Source organism: Methylophilus sp. Leaf408 (assembly GCF_916856905.1).
GTDB lineage: Bacteria > Pseudomonadota > Gammaproteobacteria > Burkholderiales > Methylophilaceae > Methylophilus.
Genome location: NZ_CAKASK010000001.1, coordinates 71055 through 89692, shown reverse-complemented (window position 1 = coordinate 89692; position 18638 = coordinate 71055). Strand labels below are relative to the sequence as shown.

Genomic DNA, 18638 nt, shown 5'->3' with positions numbered 1-18638 from the left:
TTGCTTAATCATGACGCTGCCTAACGATGCCTCGCTGCAGAAACTGCAGTTCTATGTGACCACTGCCTACCCTTGCGGTTACCTGCCAAAAAAACTGGCACAAAGCCTGATTGCCACGCCGCAAAACCTGGTGGATGCAAATGTATATAGTGGGTTGATACAGCAGGGCTTTCGCCGCAGTGGCAAGTTTGCTTACCGGCCGCATTGCGAGCAATGCAATGCCTGCATTTCGGTGCGTTTGCCGGTTGAGCAATTCACACCCACCCGCAGCCAGCAACGCGCGTTTAAAAAACACGCCAATTTACAAATCACCATTATTGAAACCAGCTACCAGCAAGAGCACTTTACGCTATACCACGCTTATCAGAAGCAACGGCACGCTAATGGCCACGACCATGTTGGCGAACTTGAAGACGAAGCCTCTCAGTACCAGCAGTTTTTATGTCAGACCAATGTCGAAAGTATCATGATCGAATTCCGGGATGAGCAAAAAGTACTCAAGATGGTCAGTGTGGTCGACCTGGTGGCTGATGGATTATCTGCGGTATACACTTTTTACGACACTAACGATAAAGCCAGTTATGGCACTTACAGTATCCTGTGGCAAATCGATTGGGCCAAGCAGCTAGGGCTGCCTTATCTTTATCTGGGCTACTGGATTGCCGATAGCGAAAAAATGACTTACAAGCAACAGTTCCAGCCACAGGAAAAACTGATCGATGGCGAGTGGGTGCATATTTAATCGACGCCGATGCCTCAGGAAAGCCATTTGCAATTCATTCACTGTCAGTTTGACTCTCATGCGCAAGCCATACTAGACATACTGAACGAAGCTATTGTTCATTCAACAGCGCTCTATGATTACAAACCTCGCACGCTTGCATCCATGCGAGGCTGGTTTCAGAGCAAACACGATAATCGCTTCCCAGTCATTGGCGCGATAGATGCGGATGGCACACTCTTGGGCTTTGCCAGTTATGGCACCTTCCGTGCCTGGCCAGCTTACAAATACACAGTCGAACATTCGGTATACGTGCATAAACACCACAGAGGCAAAGGTGTGGGTTTGCAGCTAATGCAACAACTGATAGCAGCAGCGAGAACAAACCAGGTACATGTAATGGTGGGTGGGATTGATATTGCTAATACCGGCAGTGTAATGTTGCACGAAAAGCTTGGTTTCACGCATGCGGGCACAATCGCGCAGGCAGCATACAAATTCGGCCGGTGGCTGGATTTAGGGTTTTATCAACTTGTACTGGACACGCCTCAACAACCAGTCGAAGATTAATTTGTTATCTGGGATTTTTTAGCCTACCTTCCAAGTTTCACTCTTGGTAGCGATGCTGGCGCAATCAGTCGGCTAGAAATTAACTCAATAACTGTTTACTCAATACATTATTTTGAATGATAGTCACACCACAATCTCTCGCCAGGCAGTTTTGTAACGGCACATACGTGAACGCAACCGATGCGTCCTTATGGCGCGAAACTTTCACTTACCTCGCCAGTGTTAATGATGAATCGATCTTCTTAAAAGAAAAAATTCAGTCCTTGTGGCTGATTTACGGTGGTGACTTGCGTGCCAAAATCAAGGACGACACCTTAATTCTTCAGGTACTTAGGAGGGCTTTACCTGGCTATAAAGGTGATGGCGTGACCTTGTATCGCGGTGAAAGCTGGTTTTTATTTGACCAGGATAAGATTGGATTTTGCTGGACGATCTCTGAAGAGATTGCGACCACCTATGCTAAAGGCCTCAACGCAGTAGAGTCTGGGGGTGTATTGTTAAAGTGTTACGCACCAAAAGAAGCTATTTTAGCGGCGCCGGAATCGGGGACTTCAACTGGACATGTATATATTTGTGATCCGGGAAAACTATTGCGCTTAACCACACAAGGGCTTTTTCCCAAGCTTTAACGCGCTCAAGCCAATCACTGACTAACAATAACAATAACAGTCAGTTATTTTTTCCACTGTCCATAATCTTTGAACTGCGCTTCCACTTCCTGCATCTGCTGCGCACTCAACAGTTTAGGTTCGCCCAATTGCAATAGGCGCCAATACTGCTCACATAGATTTTCCACTTCTACAGCGATGGCCAGGGCCTGCGATAAGTCCTTGCCTAGCGCCAGCATGCCGTGATGGGCTAGCAAACAGGCTTTGCGATCTTGTAATGCCACAACGGCTGTATCGGATAACGCTTGCGTGCCAAACAGCGCATACGGTGCACAGCGAATATTATCGCCTCCAACAGCAGCAATCATGTAATGAAACGGCGGCACATTCCGTCCCAGGCAGGCAATGGTGGTGGCGAACATGCTATGGCAATGCAGAATGGCATTCACTTCAGGCCGGGCCTGCAAAATATCCATATGCATGCGCCACTCACTTGAAGGTTTCTTACCGCGCTCCGGTGTGCCATCCCACCGCATATACACCATGCTATCTTCTGACAACTGTTCGGCGGGCACACCTGAAGGCGTGACCAGAAAGCCATCTGACAGCCTAATGCTGGCATTACCGGAAGTGCCCTTATTCAAGCCAAGAGCGCTCAGGTTGCGGGCAGCTTCCAATAGCTGCATGGCTGGTGCGGGCGTACTCACCGCGATAACTCCAGGGACTGTAATTGTTCAGGACGGAAAACGCCGCGCTCGGTAATCATGCCGGTCACCAGCCGCGCCGGAGTGACGTCAAATGCCGGATTCAATGCCGCACTTTCGTGCGGGATAACGCGGATCTGGCAAACTTGCCCTTGCTCATTTTGCCCTTGCATATAGGCCACTTCATCCGCATCGCGCATTTCAATTTCGATTTCCGTTCCCTGCACTGACTGCCAGTCTATGGTGGGCGTTGGCACCGCCGCATAAAACGGCACCTGCTGGTCATAAGCTGCCAGCGCCTTGAGATAAGTACCAATTTTATTGCAGACATCCCCATTGCCAGTCACACGGTCGGCACCGACAATGACCATATCCACTTGCCCATGCTGCATTAAATAGCCGCCGGCATTGTCGGTGATAACCGTATGCGGTACGCCATGCTGGGCGAGCTCCCAGGCGGTTAAACTTGCACCCTGGTTACGTGGCCTGGTTTCATCCACCCATACATGTACGTTTAAACCGCTATCATGGGCCGCATAAATCGGCGCCAGTGCAGTGCCGCCATCTACGGTGGCTAACCAGCCTGCATTGCAATGCGTAAGGATATTGATTACCCGTGTGGAATCTGCGGCTATTTCGGCTATCAATAGTTTGCCATGCTGGCCTATGGCATGGTTTTGCTCTACATCTTCATCCGCAATGGCCTGCGCAAACTCCCATGCGGCGTGTGCTCTTTGGATATCAGGCAAACATAAGAGTTGTTGTGTCATACGTTGTACTGCCCAGGCCAGATTCACAGCAGTCGGCCTGGTAGCAATCAATAGGCTGGCTATATTGTGCAAGCTATCATCATCGGCATTCCGCTGGACTCCTAAAGCGATGCCATATGCTGCGGCAGCACCAATTAATGGCGCACCGCGCACTTGCATGGTCTTAATGGCGTGGCACATTTGCTGATGTGTGCTGAGGCGTTCAAGTACCAATGCAAATGGCAATTGGGTTTGATCTATGATGCATACGGTTTGCGCATCACGCCATATCGTTCGGTAATGCTGGTGTCGGATTTTCATGATTTCCAAAAACAGTATGGTTTATTTTTATTTACAAAAATATGTGTAAAACAGCTTGCATTTTTTTGTAGGACTAGCTCAAATTTTCCATCCACAAAAACTGTGGATAACTTTGTGGATTGCTGTGTCTTAAAAGCGTAACTTACCAATTTATAAGGGTTTTTTCCAAAAGTTCATTTTTTAATCTATTTTTTTATTGTTTAAAATCAATGACTTAAATAGCACCACTATAATTGAAACACTTTGGACACATTCTTAATGTGTCACTTTAAGTCATGTGCATAAATGGGCTAATTTAGGCAAAACTTGCAAAGAATTTTTACCTGTCATTTCAATGAGTTGCGAAATTTCAATGCGGCGAATTGAGGCTATTTCCTCAGCTATCTTTTTTAATTGATCAGGGGTGTTGCGACGGTGATGGCCTATCCAAACCGGCTGTATATCTGGCGCATCTGTCTCTAAAACGATATGTTCCAATGGCAGTTCTTCAGCCAGTTTTCGAATCCTGAGTGCACGCGGCCAGGTCATGGCACCACCAAAACCCATTTTTAATCCCTGTGCAGCCATTGCATCTGCCTGCTGACGGCTGCCATTGAAAGCATGGGCAATACCTTGATGAATATTGTGCTTGCGTAAATACTTAAGTACTGTATCTATAGAACTGCGCACATGCAGGATAACCGGTAACTCAAATTGCCTGGCGAGTTGCAATTGCCCTTCAAACATCGCGATCTGGTGCGCCTCGTTGTCGCGAGTGATATAAAAATCCAGCCCGATCTCGCCAATAGCCACTAGCTGATGCGCCTGCGGTCCTTGCAATACGTTTGCGATAGTCTGTTGCAGATGTTCCAGGGCGTCATCGGTTGCCTGATCTACAAACAATGGATGCCAGCCCAAGGCAAATGCAGCCTGAGGGTGTTGTGCACACCATTGCATGATCGGCTGGAAGTTATCAGCCAGCACGCCAGGGATAACGATGGAGCGCACACCGGCATCCAGCGCCGATTGCCAGACCGCTTCACGGTCGGCATCAAACTCTGCGGCGTCCAGATGGCAGTGGGTGTCAATTAACATGGAGTACTTAACAGTGATTAAATTTGGCGTTAGCGACACTTGGCCTGAATGCGAATATCCTGGCCAAAATGGCGAACATCAATAATGTTTAAATCCAACGCCTGCGACATCGTCTCAAAAGCTGGCAAGTTAAACATACCCGCGCCTGTATTACCCATGAGCTTGGGCGCGTAATACATTAATAACTCGTCTACCAACCCGCTTTGCAGCATTGCACCGTTAAGCCCGGCGCCCGCTTCAACCATGACTTCATTGATTTGCTGTTGGGCCAAAGTCTTGAGTAAAGCATTGATGTCTATTTGTCCGGCAGCATCGGGCAACGCAATCGTTTGGACACCCTGTGCCTGCAATAGTGCCAGCTTATCTTGCGGAGCTTGTGCGTAAGCGATGACGGCATGGCCACCATGCAAGACCCTGGCATTTAACGGGATACGTAATTGGCTATCGACAATCACGCGTAAAGGTTGCCGGGGCGTATCTACTTCGCGTACCGTTAGCGAAGGGTCATCATGCAATACTGTACCTATGCCAGTCAGCATGGCGCAGCTGCGCGCACGCCAGTGATGTACATCTTTACGTGAAGCAGCGGAAGTAATCCATTGACTGGCACCATTCGCTAAAGCCGTTTTACCATCCAGGCTGGCGGCTACTTTTAAACGCACATAAGGACGTTGTTGCGTCATGCGCAGTATAAAACCAGGATTAAGCGCTTGCGCCTGCGTTTGCAGCAAGCCGGAAGTGACCTCTATGCCATGCGATTGCAAATACGCAATGCCTTTGCCTGCCACAAGCGGGTTAGGGTCTTGCATCGCAATCACTACCCGGCTGACACCGGCTTCAACCAGTGCGTGAGCGCATGGTGGCGTACGGCCATAGTGGCTACATGGTTCTAATGTGACATACGCAGTGGCGCCTTTAGTATGGTTACCAGCCTGCCGCAAAGCATGTACTTCGGCATGAGGCTCTCCCGCCTTGAGATGAAAGCCTACACCAATCAGCTGTCCATTTTTCACAATCACGCAGCCTACGCGTGGATTCGGTGAAGTTGTATACAAGCCACGCTCGGCCAACCTGAGCGCCTGCGTCATCCATTCAAAATCTTGTGTTGTCCATTGCATAACCAAATGATACAAAAAAACCCGCGCCTGCGGGTTTTTGTCTTGAGTCATGTCGTGATACAGCCAGTTAAGCGCAATACAACAATGCGTTATTCAAGCGCTTATGATTAGTGGGAGGAGATCTGGCTATGCGTCAGCCGGCCATCCTGGTCAAAATAAATCCGTAATGCGTGATACACATGCATACATTTACCGAGGTCATACTCCAGCGCGTTGGCATCTTCCAGGCTGGGACGGCCCAGCAAAGCCATTACCGCTTCTTTTTTGGCGCCACGGATAAGAATGTGGCTTTTCAAGTCGTATGCCATATCACCGCGCCGACAATCTTTTTGCACGGTATTGGATAACTCTATCCAGCGCGTCTGGTCAAATTTTTCACTGCCAAACACGGCCTGGTCTTTAAATGCCCACCAGGTAAAAAATACAATGGTGAGTATGACCGTAAATACCGCCAGCACAATCGCAGATATCCTGATCAGTTTCATGCGCTTACCTTTCGGGTAGTGTTGTTACCAGTTAATTGTCCAGGTCACGGATGGCATTATGGAAATCATCCACATCTGAAAAGCTTCGATAGACTGAAGCAAAGCGGATATACGCCACCTGATCCATTTGTTTCAACTCTTGCATGACGGTTTCACCCAGCAATCGCGCAGGCACCTCACGTGCGCCCAGGCCTAATATTTTCTGGACAATTCTATCCAGCGCCTTGTCCACATACTCGGTTGGCACCGGGCGTTTGTGTAAAGCACGTGTGAAAGAAACCCGCAGTTTTTCCCGTTTGAACTCTTCACGCGTGCCATTCTGTTTAACCACTTGTGGCAGGTGCAACTCTGCCGTTTCATAGGTGGTAAAGCGTTTGTCACACACCTGGCAACGGCGACGACGGCGTATGGAATTCCCCTCCTCATTGAGGCGGGAATCCACTACCTGTGTATCATCAGCACCGCAAAACGGACACTTCATATCAGGTCAACGCGGTCAAAGCGCTGCTTATTTACCGTAAACAGGAAATGCATCCGTCAAGGCATGTACTTTTGCCTTGGTCGCTTCAATCACTTCCGCACTTTCAGGATTATCCAGCACGTCCGCAATTAAATTAGCGACTTGCACAGCTTCGGCCTCTTTAAAGCCACGTGTCGTAATCGCTGGTGAACCGATACGGATACCGGAAGTAACGAATGGGCTTTCAGGATCGTTAGGAATTGCATTTTTATTGACAGTGATATGTGCCTGACCCAAGTAAGCATCTGCGGCTTTACCAGTCAGGTTTTTAGGGCGCAAATCGACCAGGAACACATGCGACTCAGTGCGGCCGGAAATAATGCGCAGGCCACGCTCAACCAATGTTTTAGCCATTGCGCTGGCATTTTTCAATACCTGCTCCTGGTAAACCTTGAACTCAGGTTGTGCCGCTTCCAGGAAAGCGGTCGCTTTACCGGCAATCACGTGCATCAACGGGCCACCTTGCAAGCTTGGGAACACATTGGAATTGATGGATTTCTCAAATTCAGCTTTAGCCAAAATGATACCGCCACGAGGACCACGCAATGTTTTGTGGGTAGTAGAAGTCACGAAGTCAGCATGCGGCACCGGATTAGGATACACGCCGGCAGCAATCAGGCCTGAGTAGTGCGCCATATCCACCATGAAATAGGCACCGACTTTTTTGGCGATTTCAGCCATACGTGCCCAGTCAAAACGCAGGGCGTAAGCAGATGCACCACCGATCAGCAACTTTGGCTTGCACTCAATGGCAATACGCTCCATCTCGTCATAATCGATTTCTTCTTTATCGTTCAAGCCATATGGCACGATATTGAATAATTTACCGGACAAGTTAGCCGGAGAACCGTGTGTCAGGTGACCACCGTGACCAAGGTTCATCCCCATCACCGTATCGCCCGGTTTCAGGATAGAGAAATACACCGCCTGGTTGGCCTGTGAACCTGAATGCGGCTGCACGTTGGCATACTCGGCGCCATACAACGCTTTCAAGCGATCAATCGCCAGTTGCTCAACCTGATCAACAAACTCACAGCCACCGTAAAAACGTTTGCCAGGATAACCCTCGGCATATTTGTTGGTCAGCTGTGAACCTTGCGCCTCCATCACTGCCGGGCTGGTGTAGTTTTCTGAAGCGATCAATTCAATATGCTGATGCTGGCGTTCGACTTCAGACGAAATCATTTGCGCTAACGCCGGGTCGGCAACATTTAAGTTTCTTGAAAAGCTAAACATGACGATCAAGTTTCCGTATTCATAAAAATAAAGCCGGATTTTAACATGATGCGACTATGTGATGCGACTTGGCATGTTTTTAACGTGTATTTTTCCGACTAAATTACTCAGGCTTTTCAAACACCTGAATTAGCACCATTGAAATAAAGTTGCGCCTGATAATCTGGTGATCTGCGCCAGCTTAGTCCAACCTGCACCAAATAGGTGCACATTACAAAGCAATTGTTGAATTGGCGACAATATAATTAATTTTAATTTAAGATAACTATTTGATTTAAATAGAATTTATAAATCTGGCACAAGTTATGCTAAATAGAATTCGTAAGCGTATCTCCAAAATCGCTCCCTAGCCCAACTTCGGTTGGGCTCTTTTTTTGCCCCGCTTATGAAAGTTTGCGAAGAAACTAGCGCTTACCTTTTGACTTCAGCTCTTGCAATGTTTGCAGGCATCCTTCATTGGCAGGTTGATCACTACTACCAGGGTCCAGGAATGGCAGAATCGCGGCAAATGGTGTCACGATAGCCAGCAAGACGCTACCAGCGACGCGCGCTGCGATTGGGCCAGGGCTGATTGATACGTTTGGATTCACAAATGGACCAGTTACTAAAATCGGTGAGCGCACCGTGAATGGCGAGAAGTTTTTCGGATTAGCCTGCAATTTAAGATTAAATTGTTCTTCCCCCAAATCCATATTGCCATGAATGTAGACAGTGGTGACTGGCGTATCGATCAAGGCAGCTTCAGGCGTTAACACACCCTGTTTGGCGTTCAAGCCCATTGCCGCACACTGCATGGGGAGAGAGTGGTCCCCTCCTAATAACAAGCCTACACTTTGCGCAATATCCAGGCCTGCGGCTTCAACAACCAAGTGCGAGATTTCGCCATCACGCACCATCAATGCCAATTGCCCATCCAACGATTTCAATAAAGCAGCTGTTGATTTGCCCTCACCTTTTAGCTTGGCCTTGGCATTTAACTCGCCGGTGATGTAAGCAGGCGCATCTTTGTCTACATCCTTTTTATCTTTTGATTTGTCTTTAGGTGCTTGATCTTCCGGCTTCACCTTTAACCACTTTTCTAACTGAATATTTTTCAGCGCGAGTTGAATATCCCACTTCGGTGCTGGTGGATTGACAGATTCATCTTTGTTTTTTGCTTCAGGCGCATCAATCAATAATGCGCCCGAGAGGCTTCCCTGTGCGGTACCGGCATGCAATTTCGCAACCGTCAGTTTACGATCCTGCAAGGTTAATTGAAAATCCAGTGGCGAAATACGTTCTTTAAAAATACTCCCCAAATCAACTGCATCAAAGTGAATGTTGATATTGGCATTCATCCTGTCATAAGTTGCAAAATCAAGCGACTCATCGGGGAATATTTTGGCTGGTTTCTTGTTGCTGGTAGTGTTAGTCGCTGGCGCACCAAAGGCTGGCGCCAGGTCGGCCAATACAAGCAACGGACCTTTCACGTCACCGGTCAGCATAGGCTTTAAATCACCATAATCGTAGACAAACTGCCCGGCCAGGCGGCTACGTCCTATTTGCGCATCCGACACATTGACCTTCCATTGATCTGTATTTTTTTCAACTTCGGCGGCTACCTTAAATGGCGGCGTGCGAGGGAAAGCCAGGTCTAGCAAATCACCCACATCTGCTAATGAAGGTCCGTTGACATCCAATTTACCTTTCACGCGCTGGGTACCGAATAAATCATAGACAGCCCCATCAAACTTAAGATTGACCGCACCATATTTCAGCCAGCCTTTGGAATTGATAGGTGCAGAATCTTTACCTTGCGTAGCCACCGGGAGGAAGCCCTGGGTGACCAGTTCACCCTCTAGCGGGCGTTTACCAAATTCGCCTTTAACCTTTAGACTGGATTCCGGCGTTTTAAGATGTGTTCCTTCTTCGGTGTAAAAACTGGTAGCGAGGTAAGCTTTGGTCACTGCGTCATCGACACGGGCCTGCCCCTTGTTGACAGAAAGTTCTTCGATAAACGGGAAAGGGCGTGCTGGACCGGAATCATCCAGTTCAAAATCCCAGGTGGCTTTTTTCTTGCTATCGCGCTTCAAATAGGCATCAAGCTGTTCGGCACGAATAGCTTTAATGCGATAGGCCTGGCCTTCTTCGAGCTGGAACAAGTCACGGTAACGCAGCTTGAGGTCCAAGCCACGCGCATCCACTAAATAAGGGACCTTAAATTCTGGCGGCGCTGAAATCTGCAAGTGGCCTACCTGCAGGCGGATGCCGCCAAGCAATTGCAGATGAAATGGCCGCTCAATGATGACATCTCTGTGCAATGTCTTGCTGGTAAAGTCTTGCATCGGCTGGCGTAGAAAAGGCCACCCGGCAAGTTCGCAGCACACAATGATCACGACCAGCACCAATAAAAACCCACCAGTCCAGCGCAGTGTTCGCATGCCTGTAGTGCGAGTTGGAGAATTGCCGATCACGGCCTTGTTATTCACTTCATTATTCATCTTCGTATGTTGCCACGCTCAACTGGCATGACCAGTCCTACAAGTCTGACAAGACTGTAGGATAATTCTGTCAAAGGCACTCTTTACCAGGGGTACCGCAGGAAAGCCCGAAGTTCTAAATCCTGACTACTCAGTTATAATCAAATGATGTGTAATCCAGTAAACAGGAAGTGATTAAAATGAAATGGACCGATAGCCAGCGCATCGCCGAAGAACTGTATGACAAGTATCCCGATATTGATCCTAAAACCATACGTTTTACCGATTTAATGCAGTGGGTAATGGCGCTGGATGGCTTTGATGATGATATTTCTCGTTGCGGCGAAAAAGTGCTCGAAGGCATACAACTGGCCTGGATAGAAGAAGCCGAGTAGATGACCTCAACTGCATTGCCCGGTTCGATTTTTAAAGCCTACGATATACGCGGCATTGTTGATGAAACGCTGACAGCAGAGATTGTCCGGCTGATAGGGCTGGCGCTAGGCACACAAGCGCAGGCACTTGGCGAGCAATCCATCTGCGTGGGCTATGATGGTCGTTTATCCAGCCCGGCACTCGCAAGGGCCTTAGCCGAAGGCATATTACAAACAGGCGTTGACGTTATTTCCCTTGGCCTGGTCACAACGCCTATGCTTTATTTCGCCACCCACTATTTGCCGCGAAGCACCAGCGGCGTGATGATCACTGGCAGCCACAACCCGCCGCAGTATAACGGCTTGAAAATGGTACTTGCCGGTGAGACATTGAGCAGTGAAGCCATCCAGGCGTTACGGCAGCAGATAGACCAGCTGCAGTTTTATTTAAGTAGTCACCCTGGTAAAACCTCCACTTACGATATTTACCCAGCCTATCAGCAAACAATTGTTGAAGACATTCAACTGGCGCGCCCCATGCGCGTGGTAGTTGATTGCGGCAATGGCGTAGCGGGTGCCTATGCGCAAGCTTTGTTTGAAGCACTGGGATGCATGGTTGACCCTTTGTTTTGTGAGGTAGATGGCAATTTCCCCAATCATCATCCAGACCCGGTAGAAGCCAAAAACCTGCAGGATGTGATTGCGAGACTGCAAACAGGCGATGCCGAACTTGGACTGGCGTTCGATGGTGATGGTGACAGGTTAGGCGTGGTGACTAAATCCGGACAGATCATCCGTAGCGACCGTCAGCTTATGCTGTTTATTGAAGATGTATTAGCACATCAACCCGGTAGCAGCGTTGTGTTTGATGTGAAATCCACCCGCTATTTGAGCCAGTGGACGCGCAAACATGGTGGCAAACCGGTGATCTGGAAAACAGGTCATTCTTTGATGAAAGCGAAGATCCGAGAGACCAGTGCCGCGATTGGTGGCGAGTTATCCGGCCATCTGTTCTTCAATGATCAAAAACAAGGCAAGCAACGCTGGTTCGGCTTTGACGATGGCCTTTATAGTGCCGCACGTTTACTTGAAATTGTCAGCCGTGTGCAGGATGCCAGCGCAGTGCTGGAAGCCTTGCCGGATAGTGTCAACACCCCAGAATTACAGATAGTGATGGCTGAAGGCGAGCCGCATGCCTTGATTGCACAGCTGCAAGAAACCGCAGAGTTTCCGGCAGCTGTTGAAGTGATTGATATCGATGGCTTGCGGGTAGAGTATGCAGATGGCTTTGGCTTGATCCGTGCCTCGAACACAACACCTGTGTTAGTGCTTCGTTTTGAAGCAGACAATGAAAAGGCACTGGCGCGCATCAAAAATATCTTCCGCGAGTTGTTACTGAATGCCCGCCCTGACTTGAAAATTCCTTTTTAAGTCACCATTGAAAAAACATGCCCAATTACCCTCGCCTTTCTCAACGATTACATTCCCGCGGCCAGAGTCTGCTATATGTAGTACTTTGGCTTGGTTTGGCCGCACTGGTCTGGTTACTGGTAGACCGCGTGCAACATCCAAATACGCTGGAACAAGTCGGCAAACTCAATGTAGCGACACTTAAGCGCGGGCCAGATGGGCATTACAGTGCTGAAGCGCTGATCAATGGTGAGCGTGTACGTGTGCTGGTAGATACCGGTGCCACCGGTGTAGCCATCTCGCAGCATGTGGCAGACCGGCTGGGGTTGGCTAGCACCGACGCCATCAATACCCATACCGCCAATGGCAATGCAGTTTCTTACCTGGTGAGACTGAAAACCGTGCAGTTAGGAGGCATCGTGGCAAACGATGTCGCGGCGACGATTACGCCCGGGCTGGAAGGTGACGCATTATTGGGGATGAGCTTTCTGGGGCGCATGGATGTCAGACTCTATCGCGGTGTCATGACTATCCGTGATGGTGAAGACAGCACAACGCTTTCGACAGAAACTCAGGCAAAACACTAACCTCGCCTGAAACCAAACTCCAGCACAAAATATTGCGGATTCATATTTGCCAGAGGCGCACGCAATTTCGCCAGCTCATGTTCCGCGCCGTGTATTTCTATTTTCACCAGGCTGGACACTTCACCCATCTCGTGGAGAATAGGTCGCAGGTTATCCAGATGCGCCAACAAGGCATTGGCATCCTGGAATCCTTCGCGACAGTGCGCAAAGTCGCCATCAAAACTGAATCCGTAATATAAACAGCCAGGCTCGCGGGCCGACCACTGCACATATTTTTCAGCGATTGCGCGAAAAGTTTCTGCCTTCCCCGGATGGATCTGGAAATACGGAGCAACTGAACAGCAGGTATCTTGTGTCGCCATGAATCTTCCCACTCAGCAGGCACTACCGCGCCAACTCGGCCCCTTCAACCACCACACGGAAAAACTGTAACGAGGCCTGATCCTGGATACGTATCCCTGTTTCTACCGAGCCACGCTTGCCAGGAGGAATGCCGCCGGTGATCAGCATAGGCCGCGTCTGATTGACCAGACGGCCACGGTTATCGTATTGCAGCATCCTGACCTGGACGCGACCCACGGCGACATTGCTATTGTTTTGCACGGCGGCATATACCAGGCCGGTATTATCGGCGATCGGGCCCGAAGGCAGGTAGCGTCCCGGATTGCGTGGCAAGTCAAGGCGCATAGCGCGAGCGGCAGAATCCTTGCCTATGTCTGAATCTGAGCTGGCAGCCAATTGATAATGTTGCAATGCCAGCGCTGATTCGCCACGGCCTTCTGCAATTTGCCCCAGCAGGGCATAGCCGGGTGCAGTTGGCAGCAAGGCATTGGCTTTTTTCAGGAAAGGTTCTGCCTGTTCCTTTTTACCTGCGTTGAACAGGGCAATGCCACTTTGTACATACGGTTTGAAATAGTCAGGTTGCATCTTGATAGCTTTGTCATACAAAGCCAGGGCTTCGGTAGTGTTCTTTTGCGTCAGCGCAATATCGCCCAACAACTCCTGAAAGCGGGCTTCCTTGGGCTCTATGCTAATGGCTTTTTTGGCTAAGGATTTCGCCTTATCGGCATCGCCTTTTTGTAAAGCTGCTTTGCCTTCGTCGTAAGCTTTATACGCTTCACGCGTCGTCATCAACTTGGTGACCTTCTCGGCATAGACTTCTTTGCCCATTTCGCCGCCCGGGCCAAGCTCAGCCAGTGTTTTTTTGTTTTCATCGACCCGCGCTTGCGATGGCGGATGGCTGGCAAACAGGCCACTGATAAAGTCCTGCCGCTTGCCTTCACTCAGCCGGACAAAAGTTTCCTGCAAAGTGACGGCCGCGGCCGGATCATATCCAGCCAGTTTCATATACTTCATACCATAGGTATCAGCTTCTGATTCGGCGTCACGACCATACTTGCTGGTAATCAGCTGGCCGCCCAATTGCGCACCACCCACCACCAGGTTGGCATAATTGGAATCGCGGGTAGCCAGGCCTACCGCCAGCATTGCCCCCTGCATAAACATGCCGCGTTCCATGCCCTGGGCACCATGGCGGGCGGCTGCATGCACAATCTCGTGTCCCAGCACGGCAGCCAGCTCGGCCTCACTGTGCAACTCGTAAAGCAGGCCGCGGTTGAATGCAATCTTGCCGCCGGGCATGGCCCAGGCATTCGGGACAGAGTCATTCAATACCACAAACTCATATGGTAAATCCGGACGGTCGGACACTGCTGCCAGCTTCTGCCCTACTTGCTGCACATAACGGGTCAATTCAGTGTCCAGGACATAATCGCCGCCTTGTGACTGGCGGGCAGGACTGTAATTTTGCTGGCCGATCTGGATTTCCTTGTCCTGCGAGACGAACTGGAACTCACGTTGCTTGGTCACGGGATTGATGCCGCAAGCGACCAATGCAACAGACAATAACACCGGCCAAAAAATGCTTTTTTTAATCATTTTTACTCACCCTGATCGTGTGCGTAGCTATTGCTCTAAGTAATCACAGTGGGTTGTTGCCTGCCGGTTAATAATGGCAAGTTCGAAATCTGGTTAGAGACTGAAATCAGTTCCGCCAAAGCATCCTGGGCATCCAGTTGTTGCTGAGCAGCGTCTTGAGTGTATGCCTCGAGGTAAACCCGGATGGTTGCACCTTCAGTCCCGGTGCCAGAGAGACGAATCACGACACGCGAGCCGCAAGTAAACAGGATACGCAAGCCTTGCCCGGTGCTGATAGAACTATCGATAGGATCGGTATAGCTGAAGTCATCCACCGTGTGGACGGTATAACTGCCAAACACCTGGCCCGGCAAAGTTTCAAACTGCTGTTTTACATGGCTCATCACGGCTTGCGCAGGGGCGGTCGGCACGGCTTCATAATCATGGCGGGAATACACGTTACGCCCATATTGCTGCCAGTGTTTGCGTACCAGCGACTCTACGCTTTCGCCAGTCGCCGCCAGCAGATTGAGCCAGCACAACACTGCCCACAAACCGTCTTTTTCGCGCACGTGGTCGCTGCCTGTACCAAAGCTTTCTTCACCGCACAAGGTCACTTTGCCCGCATCCATCAGGTTGCCGAAAAACTTCCAGCCAGTGGGGGTTTCATAGCAATCAATGCCGAGCTTGGCCGCCACGCGGTCAACCGCGCCGCTGGTAGGCATGGAGCGCGCCACACCAGACAAGCCGTTGGCGTAGGCCGGAATCAATTTGGCATTAGCAGCAATCAAGGCCAGGCTGTCAGAGGGCGTGACAAAGAAACGGTTACCGAGAATCATATTGCGGTCGCCATCACCGTCAGAAGCAGCAGAAAAATCGGGTGCTTGCTCGCCGTAAGCGATGGCCACAAGCTCTTCTGCATAAGTCAGGTTAGGGTCAGGGTGGCCGCCCCCAAAGTTTTCCGAAACTTCGCAGTTCATCAAACTGGTGGCTGGCGCGCCGAGCCGGTTTACGAATACTTCTTTGGCATAGGGGCCGGTCACTGCGTGCATGGCGTCAAATTTCAGGCGATGCCCATCTGCCAGCCAGCGCTTGATCGCCGCAAAGTCAAACATGCTCTCCATCAAATCTGCGTAATCAGCCACCGCGTCTATGACTTCTACGGTAAAACCATCCAGCGTGGTCATACCTACGGAAGACAAATCTATCTCAGGCAGGTCATCGACTATTTTATACGCTTGGATTTGCGTGCTATTCAAAAAAATCGTATCCGTGATTTTTTCTGGTGCCGGGCCACCATTGCTGGTGTTGTACTTGATCCCAAAGTCATCATCAGGGCCGCCGGGATTGTGGCTGGCCGATAAAATAATGCCGCCAAAGGTTTGGTATTTGCGGATGATATTGGAAGCAGCCGGCGTAGACAGGATGCCGTTTTGACCAACCAGTACTTTGGCAAAGCCGTTGGCTGCTGCCATGTTGATGATGATCTGGATCGCTTCTTTGTTATAAAAACGCCCATCACCGCCGACTGTCAGCGTCGCACCGGCCGGGATTTCCAGGGTGTCAAAAATACTCTGTACGAAATTTTGCAGGTAATGCGGCTGCTGGAATACACGTACTTTTTTGCGTAATCCCGAGGTACCGGGCTTTTGGTCAGTGAATGGTTGGGTTGCAACAGTTTGAATCGACATAGCCTTAGCTTCTTGAAATGTTAAAAATTCTAAGTTTGATTGTATTACAAATTAGTGACAGTTTTATGTGGATGGTCAATACCAGCGTTTATCAAGCGCGATGCCGGAGACTGAAATACAGCACTGACAAGCCGATAATATGGCACACAGGCCACCATAGGGCATTGAATTGCCAACGCATAAAACTGCAGGCACCCAGCACACCGCCAGTAACAAAACCACCAATCAGTATTAAATATAATGTAAGCCGCCTTTTATCGACGGCTTGCCCCCGTATGCGCAGGCCCAGCGCAATGCCGATATCAGTAAACAAGCCCGACACATGCGTGGTGCGCACGACGGCCCCGCTAAAGGTACTGGTCATCGCATTCTGTAACCCACAGGCGGCAGAAGCCAGGCACTGCCCGCTAAGCCAGCCGTGATTCAGCAATAACACGGATAATGTCAGCAATCCGGCTTCTATCCACAATGCAAGATGATATTGCCTGCCAAGCTTGAGTGCCTCGTGGCCTATCACCACGCCGCTAATAATCGCGCCCAGCACAAAGAAAATCATGACGCACAACAAATGCATCACTTGCAAGCTGTCACCCCGCATGATTTCAATTGAGAAAAAAGTAGAAATTCCGGTCAGGTGCGAAACCGCCTGGTGGCGGAAGCCCAACACACCGACTGCATTCACAAAGCCAGCATTCATGGCCAGTAGAAATCCGCCCCACTCTACCCAGCGAGGCAAGCGCTGCATCATGTCACACCCTCATTTTTCGATGATTTGTGTCCCATATTCTACGCTGCTAGCGTACGGCAACAACAAAAATCCTTTGCCCCAACTACGTAAAATCATGAGCCGCTTTTACGTGATCCATTCAGGATCAATTTGAAACAAGCAAGTATAGTGGGAGTCATACAAGTACATCAGCATTGATGCACTTACATCAACAACCAAAGGAGATTATCATGTGGACTAAACCAGCTGCTACTGAAATGCGTTTTGGCTTTGAAGTAACTATGTACGTAATGAACAAATAATCAGCGCTTGTATCACTACAAGTTTAGGCTGAACAAAAAACCCGCTAAACAGCGGGTTTTTTGTTGCCTGTCGAAAATATACTTATGCCAGCTGCGACCAGAGCAAGTTCACACTTACCCCCATCAGGAAGACAGCAAAAATCCTCTTTAACACCTTAACCGGCAATCGTTTGGTCAACGCCACGCCCGCCGGGGCAAATAGCACGCTGAATGGCGCAATCAGCATGATTGCGGGCAGATAAAGTAACCCGAAAGTATCCGGCGCATGTTCGGATTGACGCAGGGCATCCTGCAAATAACTGACAGTACTTGCCAGTGCGATGGGGAAACCTAGTACGGCTGAAGTGCCGATGGCCTGCTTTACCGACACATTACGCATGGCGAGATAAGGTACTGTCAGCGTACCGCCGCCAATAGACACCAAAGCAGAGATGATGCCTATCAATAATGAAACCAGGCTGATTTCAACCTTACCGGGCACTTTGTGCTGCGTTGGTTTGCGGTCCAGAAATAGCTGGATGGCGGCGAAAAAAGTAAATGCGGCAAAAAATAATGTCAGGTAAAACGCATCCAGATGAATCGCCACCAAAGTTGCCAGTAAAGAGCCTATAAAAGCCATAGGCACCATAGACCACACATACGGCCAGACGATATTCTGGTTTTTATGATGGGCAGTAATACTGGAAAGCGAGGTAAACACAATACATGCCATTGAGGTTGCCAGCGCCATATGAAAAGCGGCATCCGCTGAAAACTCTTTTGCGACAAGAATGGCGTGCAACATAGGTACCAGCACAATCCCGCCACCGATGCCGAGCAAACCGGACAAGATGCCAACGACTACGCCGATCAGGCAAAGCAATGCGTATTGCTCAATAAAAAGTTGTATCCACTCCATGTAAATCACCAGCAACAACAAAGTGAGACAGTATAACTGCTAGCCTCAACTCTATTCATGCATAGCCATGAAAATGGTGAGATGCTGATGTGAGCAAGATTTAAGATTAAAAGAATTAAGTTTGAGTAAACCTCAAAAATATGGCTTAGTGAAGATTGATTTTTTGT

Annotated in this window: 20 protein-coding genes; 7 read left to right on the top strand and 13 right to left on the bottom strand. The window is 49.4% G+C overall.

Features of this window, described 5'->3' with window-relative positions:
• The first annotated feature begins 10 nt into the window (after window positions 1–10).
• The 3 genes from LPA26_RS00405 (at window position 11) to LPA26_RS00395 (ending at window position 1920) form a co-directional block, all read left to right on the top strand.
• On the top strand, window positions 11–742 hold the full coding sequence (locus LPA26_RS00405) for an arginyltransferase (protein WP_055870689.1): 732 nt from the start codon (window positions 11–13) through the stop codon (window positions 740–742).
• A gap of 27 nt (window positions 743–769) precedes the next feature.
• Window positions 770–1291, top strand: a complete 522-nt coding sequence (locus LPA26_RS00400) for a GNAT family N-acetyltransferase (protein WP_229006895.1) — start codon at window positions 770–772, stop codon at window positions 1289–1291.
• Window positions 1292–1458: 167 nt separating this feature from the next.
• Window positions 1459–1920, top strand: a complete 462-nt coding sequence (locus LPA26_RS00395; protein WP_229006894.1) for a hypothetical protein — start codon at window positions 1459–1461, stop codon at window positions 1918–1920.
• Between the two features lie 44 nt (window positions 1921–1964).
• On the opposite strand, the gene LPA26_RS00390 is transcribed toward LPA26_RS00395, so the two are convergent.
• From LPA26_RS00390 to LPA26_RS00355, 8 genes are all read right to left on the bottom strand, one after another.
• Window positions 1965–2606, bottom strand: a complete 642-nt coding sequence (locus tag LPA26_RS00390) for a class II aldolase/adducin family protein (protein WP_229006893.1) — start codon at window positions 2604–2606, stop codon at window positions 1965–1967.
• Window positions 2603–3673 (bottom strand): S-methyl-5-thioribose-1-phosphate isomerase, encoded by a 1071-nt coding sequence (mtnA, locus tag LPA26_RS00385; RefSeq protein WP_229006892.1) that lies wholly within the window; start codon window positions 3671–3673, stop codon window positions 2603–2605. Before mtnA ends, LPA26_RS00390 begins: the two co-directional genes overlap by 4 nt.
• A gap of 273 nt (window positions 3674–3946) precedes the next feature.
• On the bottom strand, window positions 3947–4747 hold the full coding sequence (locus tag LPA26_RS00380) for a TatD family hydrolase (protein WP_055829863.1): 801 nt from the start codon (window positions 4745–4747) through the stop codon (window positions 3947–3949).
• Between the two features lie 29 nt (window positions 4748–4776).
• Window positions 4777–5865 (bottom strand): bifunctional diaminohydroxyphosphoribosylaminopyrimidine deaminase/5-amino-6-(5-phosphoribosylamino)uracil reductase RibD, encoded by a 1089-nt coding sequence (ribD, locus tag LPA26_RS00375; RefSeq protein WP_229006891.1) that lies wholly within the window; start codon window positions 5863–5865, stop codon window positions 4777–4779.
• A gap of 107 nt (window positions 5866–5972) precedes the next feature.
• On the bottom strand, window positions 5973–6350 hold the full coding sequence (locus tag LPA26_RS00370; RefSeq protein ID WP_055870679.1) for a hypothetical protein: 378 nt from the start codon (window positions 6348–6350) through the stop codon (window positions 5973–5975).
• A 31-nt stretch (window positions 6351–6381) separates the two neighbouring features.
• On the bottom strand, window positions 6382–6831 hold the full coding sequence (gene nrdR / locus LPA26_RS00365; RefSeq protein ID WP_055870676.1) for a transcriptional regulator NrdR: 450 nt from the start codon (window positions 6829–6831) through the stop codon (window positions 6382–6384).
• Window positions 6832–6858: 27 nt separating this feature from the next.
• A complete protein-coding gene (gene glyA, locus LPA26_RS00360) occupies window positions 6859–8106 on the bottom strand; it encodes a serine hydroxymethyltransferase (protein WP_255658824.1) in 1248 nt (415 codons plus the stop codon).
• A gap of 404 nt (window positions 8107–8510) precedes the next feature.
• Window positions 8511–10586: an AsmA family protein gene (locus LPA26_RS00355; protein ID WP_229006890.1), complete on the bottom strand. Its 2076-nt coding sequence runs from the start codon at window positions 10584–10586 to the stop codon at window positions 8511–8513.
• Between the two features lie 179 nt (window positions 10587–10765).
• On the opposite strand from LPA26_RS00355, the gene iscX reads away from it, so the two are divergent.
• The 3 genes from iscX to LPA26_RS00340 are packed head-to-tail and all read left to right on the top strand — an operon-like array spanning window position 10766 to window position 12936.
• Complete coding sequence (iscX, locus tag LPA26_RS00350) at window positions 10766–10960, top strand: Fe-S cluster assembly protein IscX (protein WP_055829873.1); 195 nt, start codon at window positions 10766–10768, stop codon at window positions 10958–10960.
• Window positions 10961–12370 (top strand): phosphomannomutase/phosphoglucomutase, encoded by a 1410-nt coding sequence (locus tag LPA26_RS00345; protein ID WP_229006889.1) that lies wholly within the window; start codon window positions 10961–10963, stop codon window positions 12368–12370. It begins immediately after the preceding gene.
• A 17-nt stretch (window positions 12371–12387) separates the two neighbouring features.
• Window positions 12388–12936, top strand: a complete 549-nt coding sequence (locus LPA26_RS00340) for a TIGR02281 family clan AA aspartic protease (RefSeq protein WP_055829877.1) — start codon at window positions 12388–12390, stop codon at window positions 12934–12936.
• Here LPA26_RS00340 and LPA26_RS00335 read toward each other — a convergent pair.
• From LPA26_RS00335 to LPA26_RS00320, 4 genes are all read right to left on the bottom strand, one after another.
• Window positions 12933–13298 carry a putative quinol monooxygenase gene (locus tag LPA26_RS00335; protein WP_229006888.1) on the bottom strand — a complete coding sequence of 122 codons (366 nt, stop codon included), beginning with the start codon at window positions 13296–13298 and terminating at the stop codon, window positions 12933–12935. The two genes, LPA26_RS00340 and LPA26_RS00335, sit on opposite strands and share 4 nt — an antisense overlap.
• Window positions 13299–13320: 22 nt before the next feature.
• Window positions 13321–14874 carry a M48 family metalloprotease gene (locus LPA26_RS00330; RefSeq protein ID WP_229006887.1) on the bottom strand — a complete coding sequence of 518 codons (1554 nt, stop codon included), beginning with the start codon at window positions 14872–14874 and terminating at the stop codon, window positions 13321–13323.
• A gap of 35 nt (window positions 14875–14909) precedes the next feature.
• Window positions 14910–16544, bottom strand: a complete 1635-nt coding sequence (locus tag LPA26_RS00325; RefSeq protein ID WP_055870654.1) for an alpha-D-glucose phosphate-specific phosphoglucomutase — start codon at window positions 16542–16544, stop codon at window positions 14910–14912.
• Between the two features lie 91 nt (window positions 16545–16635).
• Window positions 16636–17292 (bottom strand): YoaK family protein, encoded by a 657-nt coding sequence (locus LPA26_RS00320; protein ID WP_229006886.1) that lies wholly within the window; start codon window positions 17290–17292, stop codon window positions 16636–16638.
• A gap of 209 nt (window positions 17293–17501) precedes the next feature.
• Between LPA26_RS00320 and pqqA the strand changes: the two genes are divergently transcribed.
• On the top strand, window positions 17502–17573 hold the full coding sequence (gene pqqA / locus LPA26_RS14300; RefSeq protein WP_081624291.1) for a pyrroloquinoline quinone precursor peptide PqqA: 72 nt from the start codon (window positions 17502–17504) through the stop codon (window positions 17571–17573).
• An 82-nt stretch (window positions 17574–17655) separates the two neighbouring features.
• Here pqqA and LPA26_RS00315 read toward each other — a convergent pair whose 3' ends face one another.
• Window positions 17656–18471: a sulfite exporter TauE/SafE family protein gene (locus LPA26_RS00315; protein ID WP_229006885.1), complete on the bottom strand. Its 816-nt coding sequence runs from the start codon at window positions 18469–18471 to the stop codon at window positions 17656–17658.
• Window positions 18472–18638 lie beyond the last annotated feature (167 nt).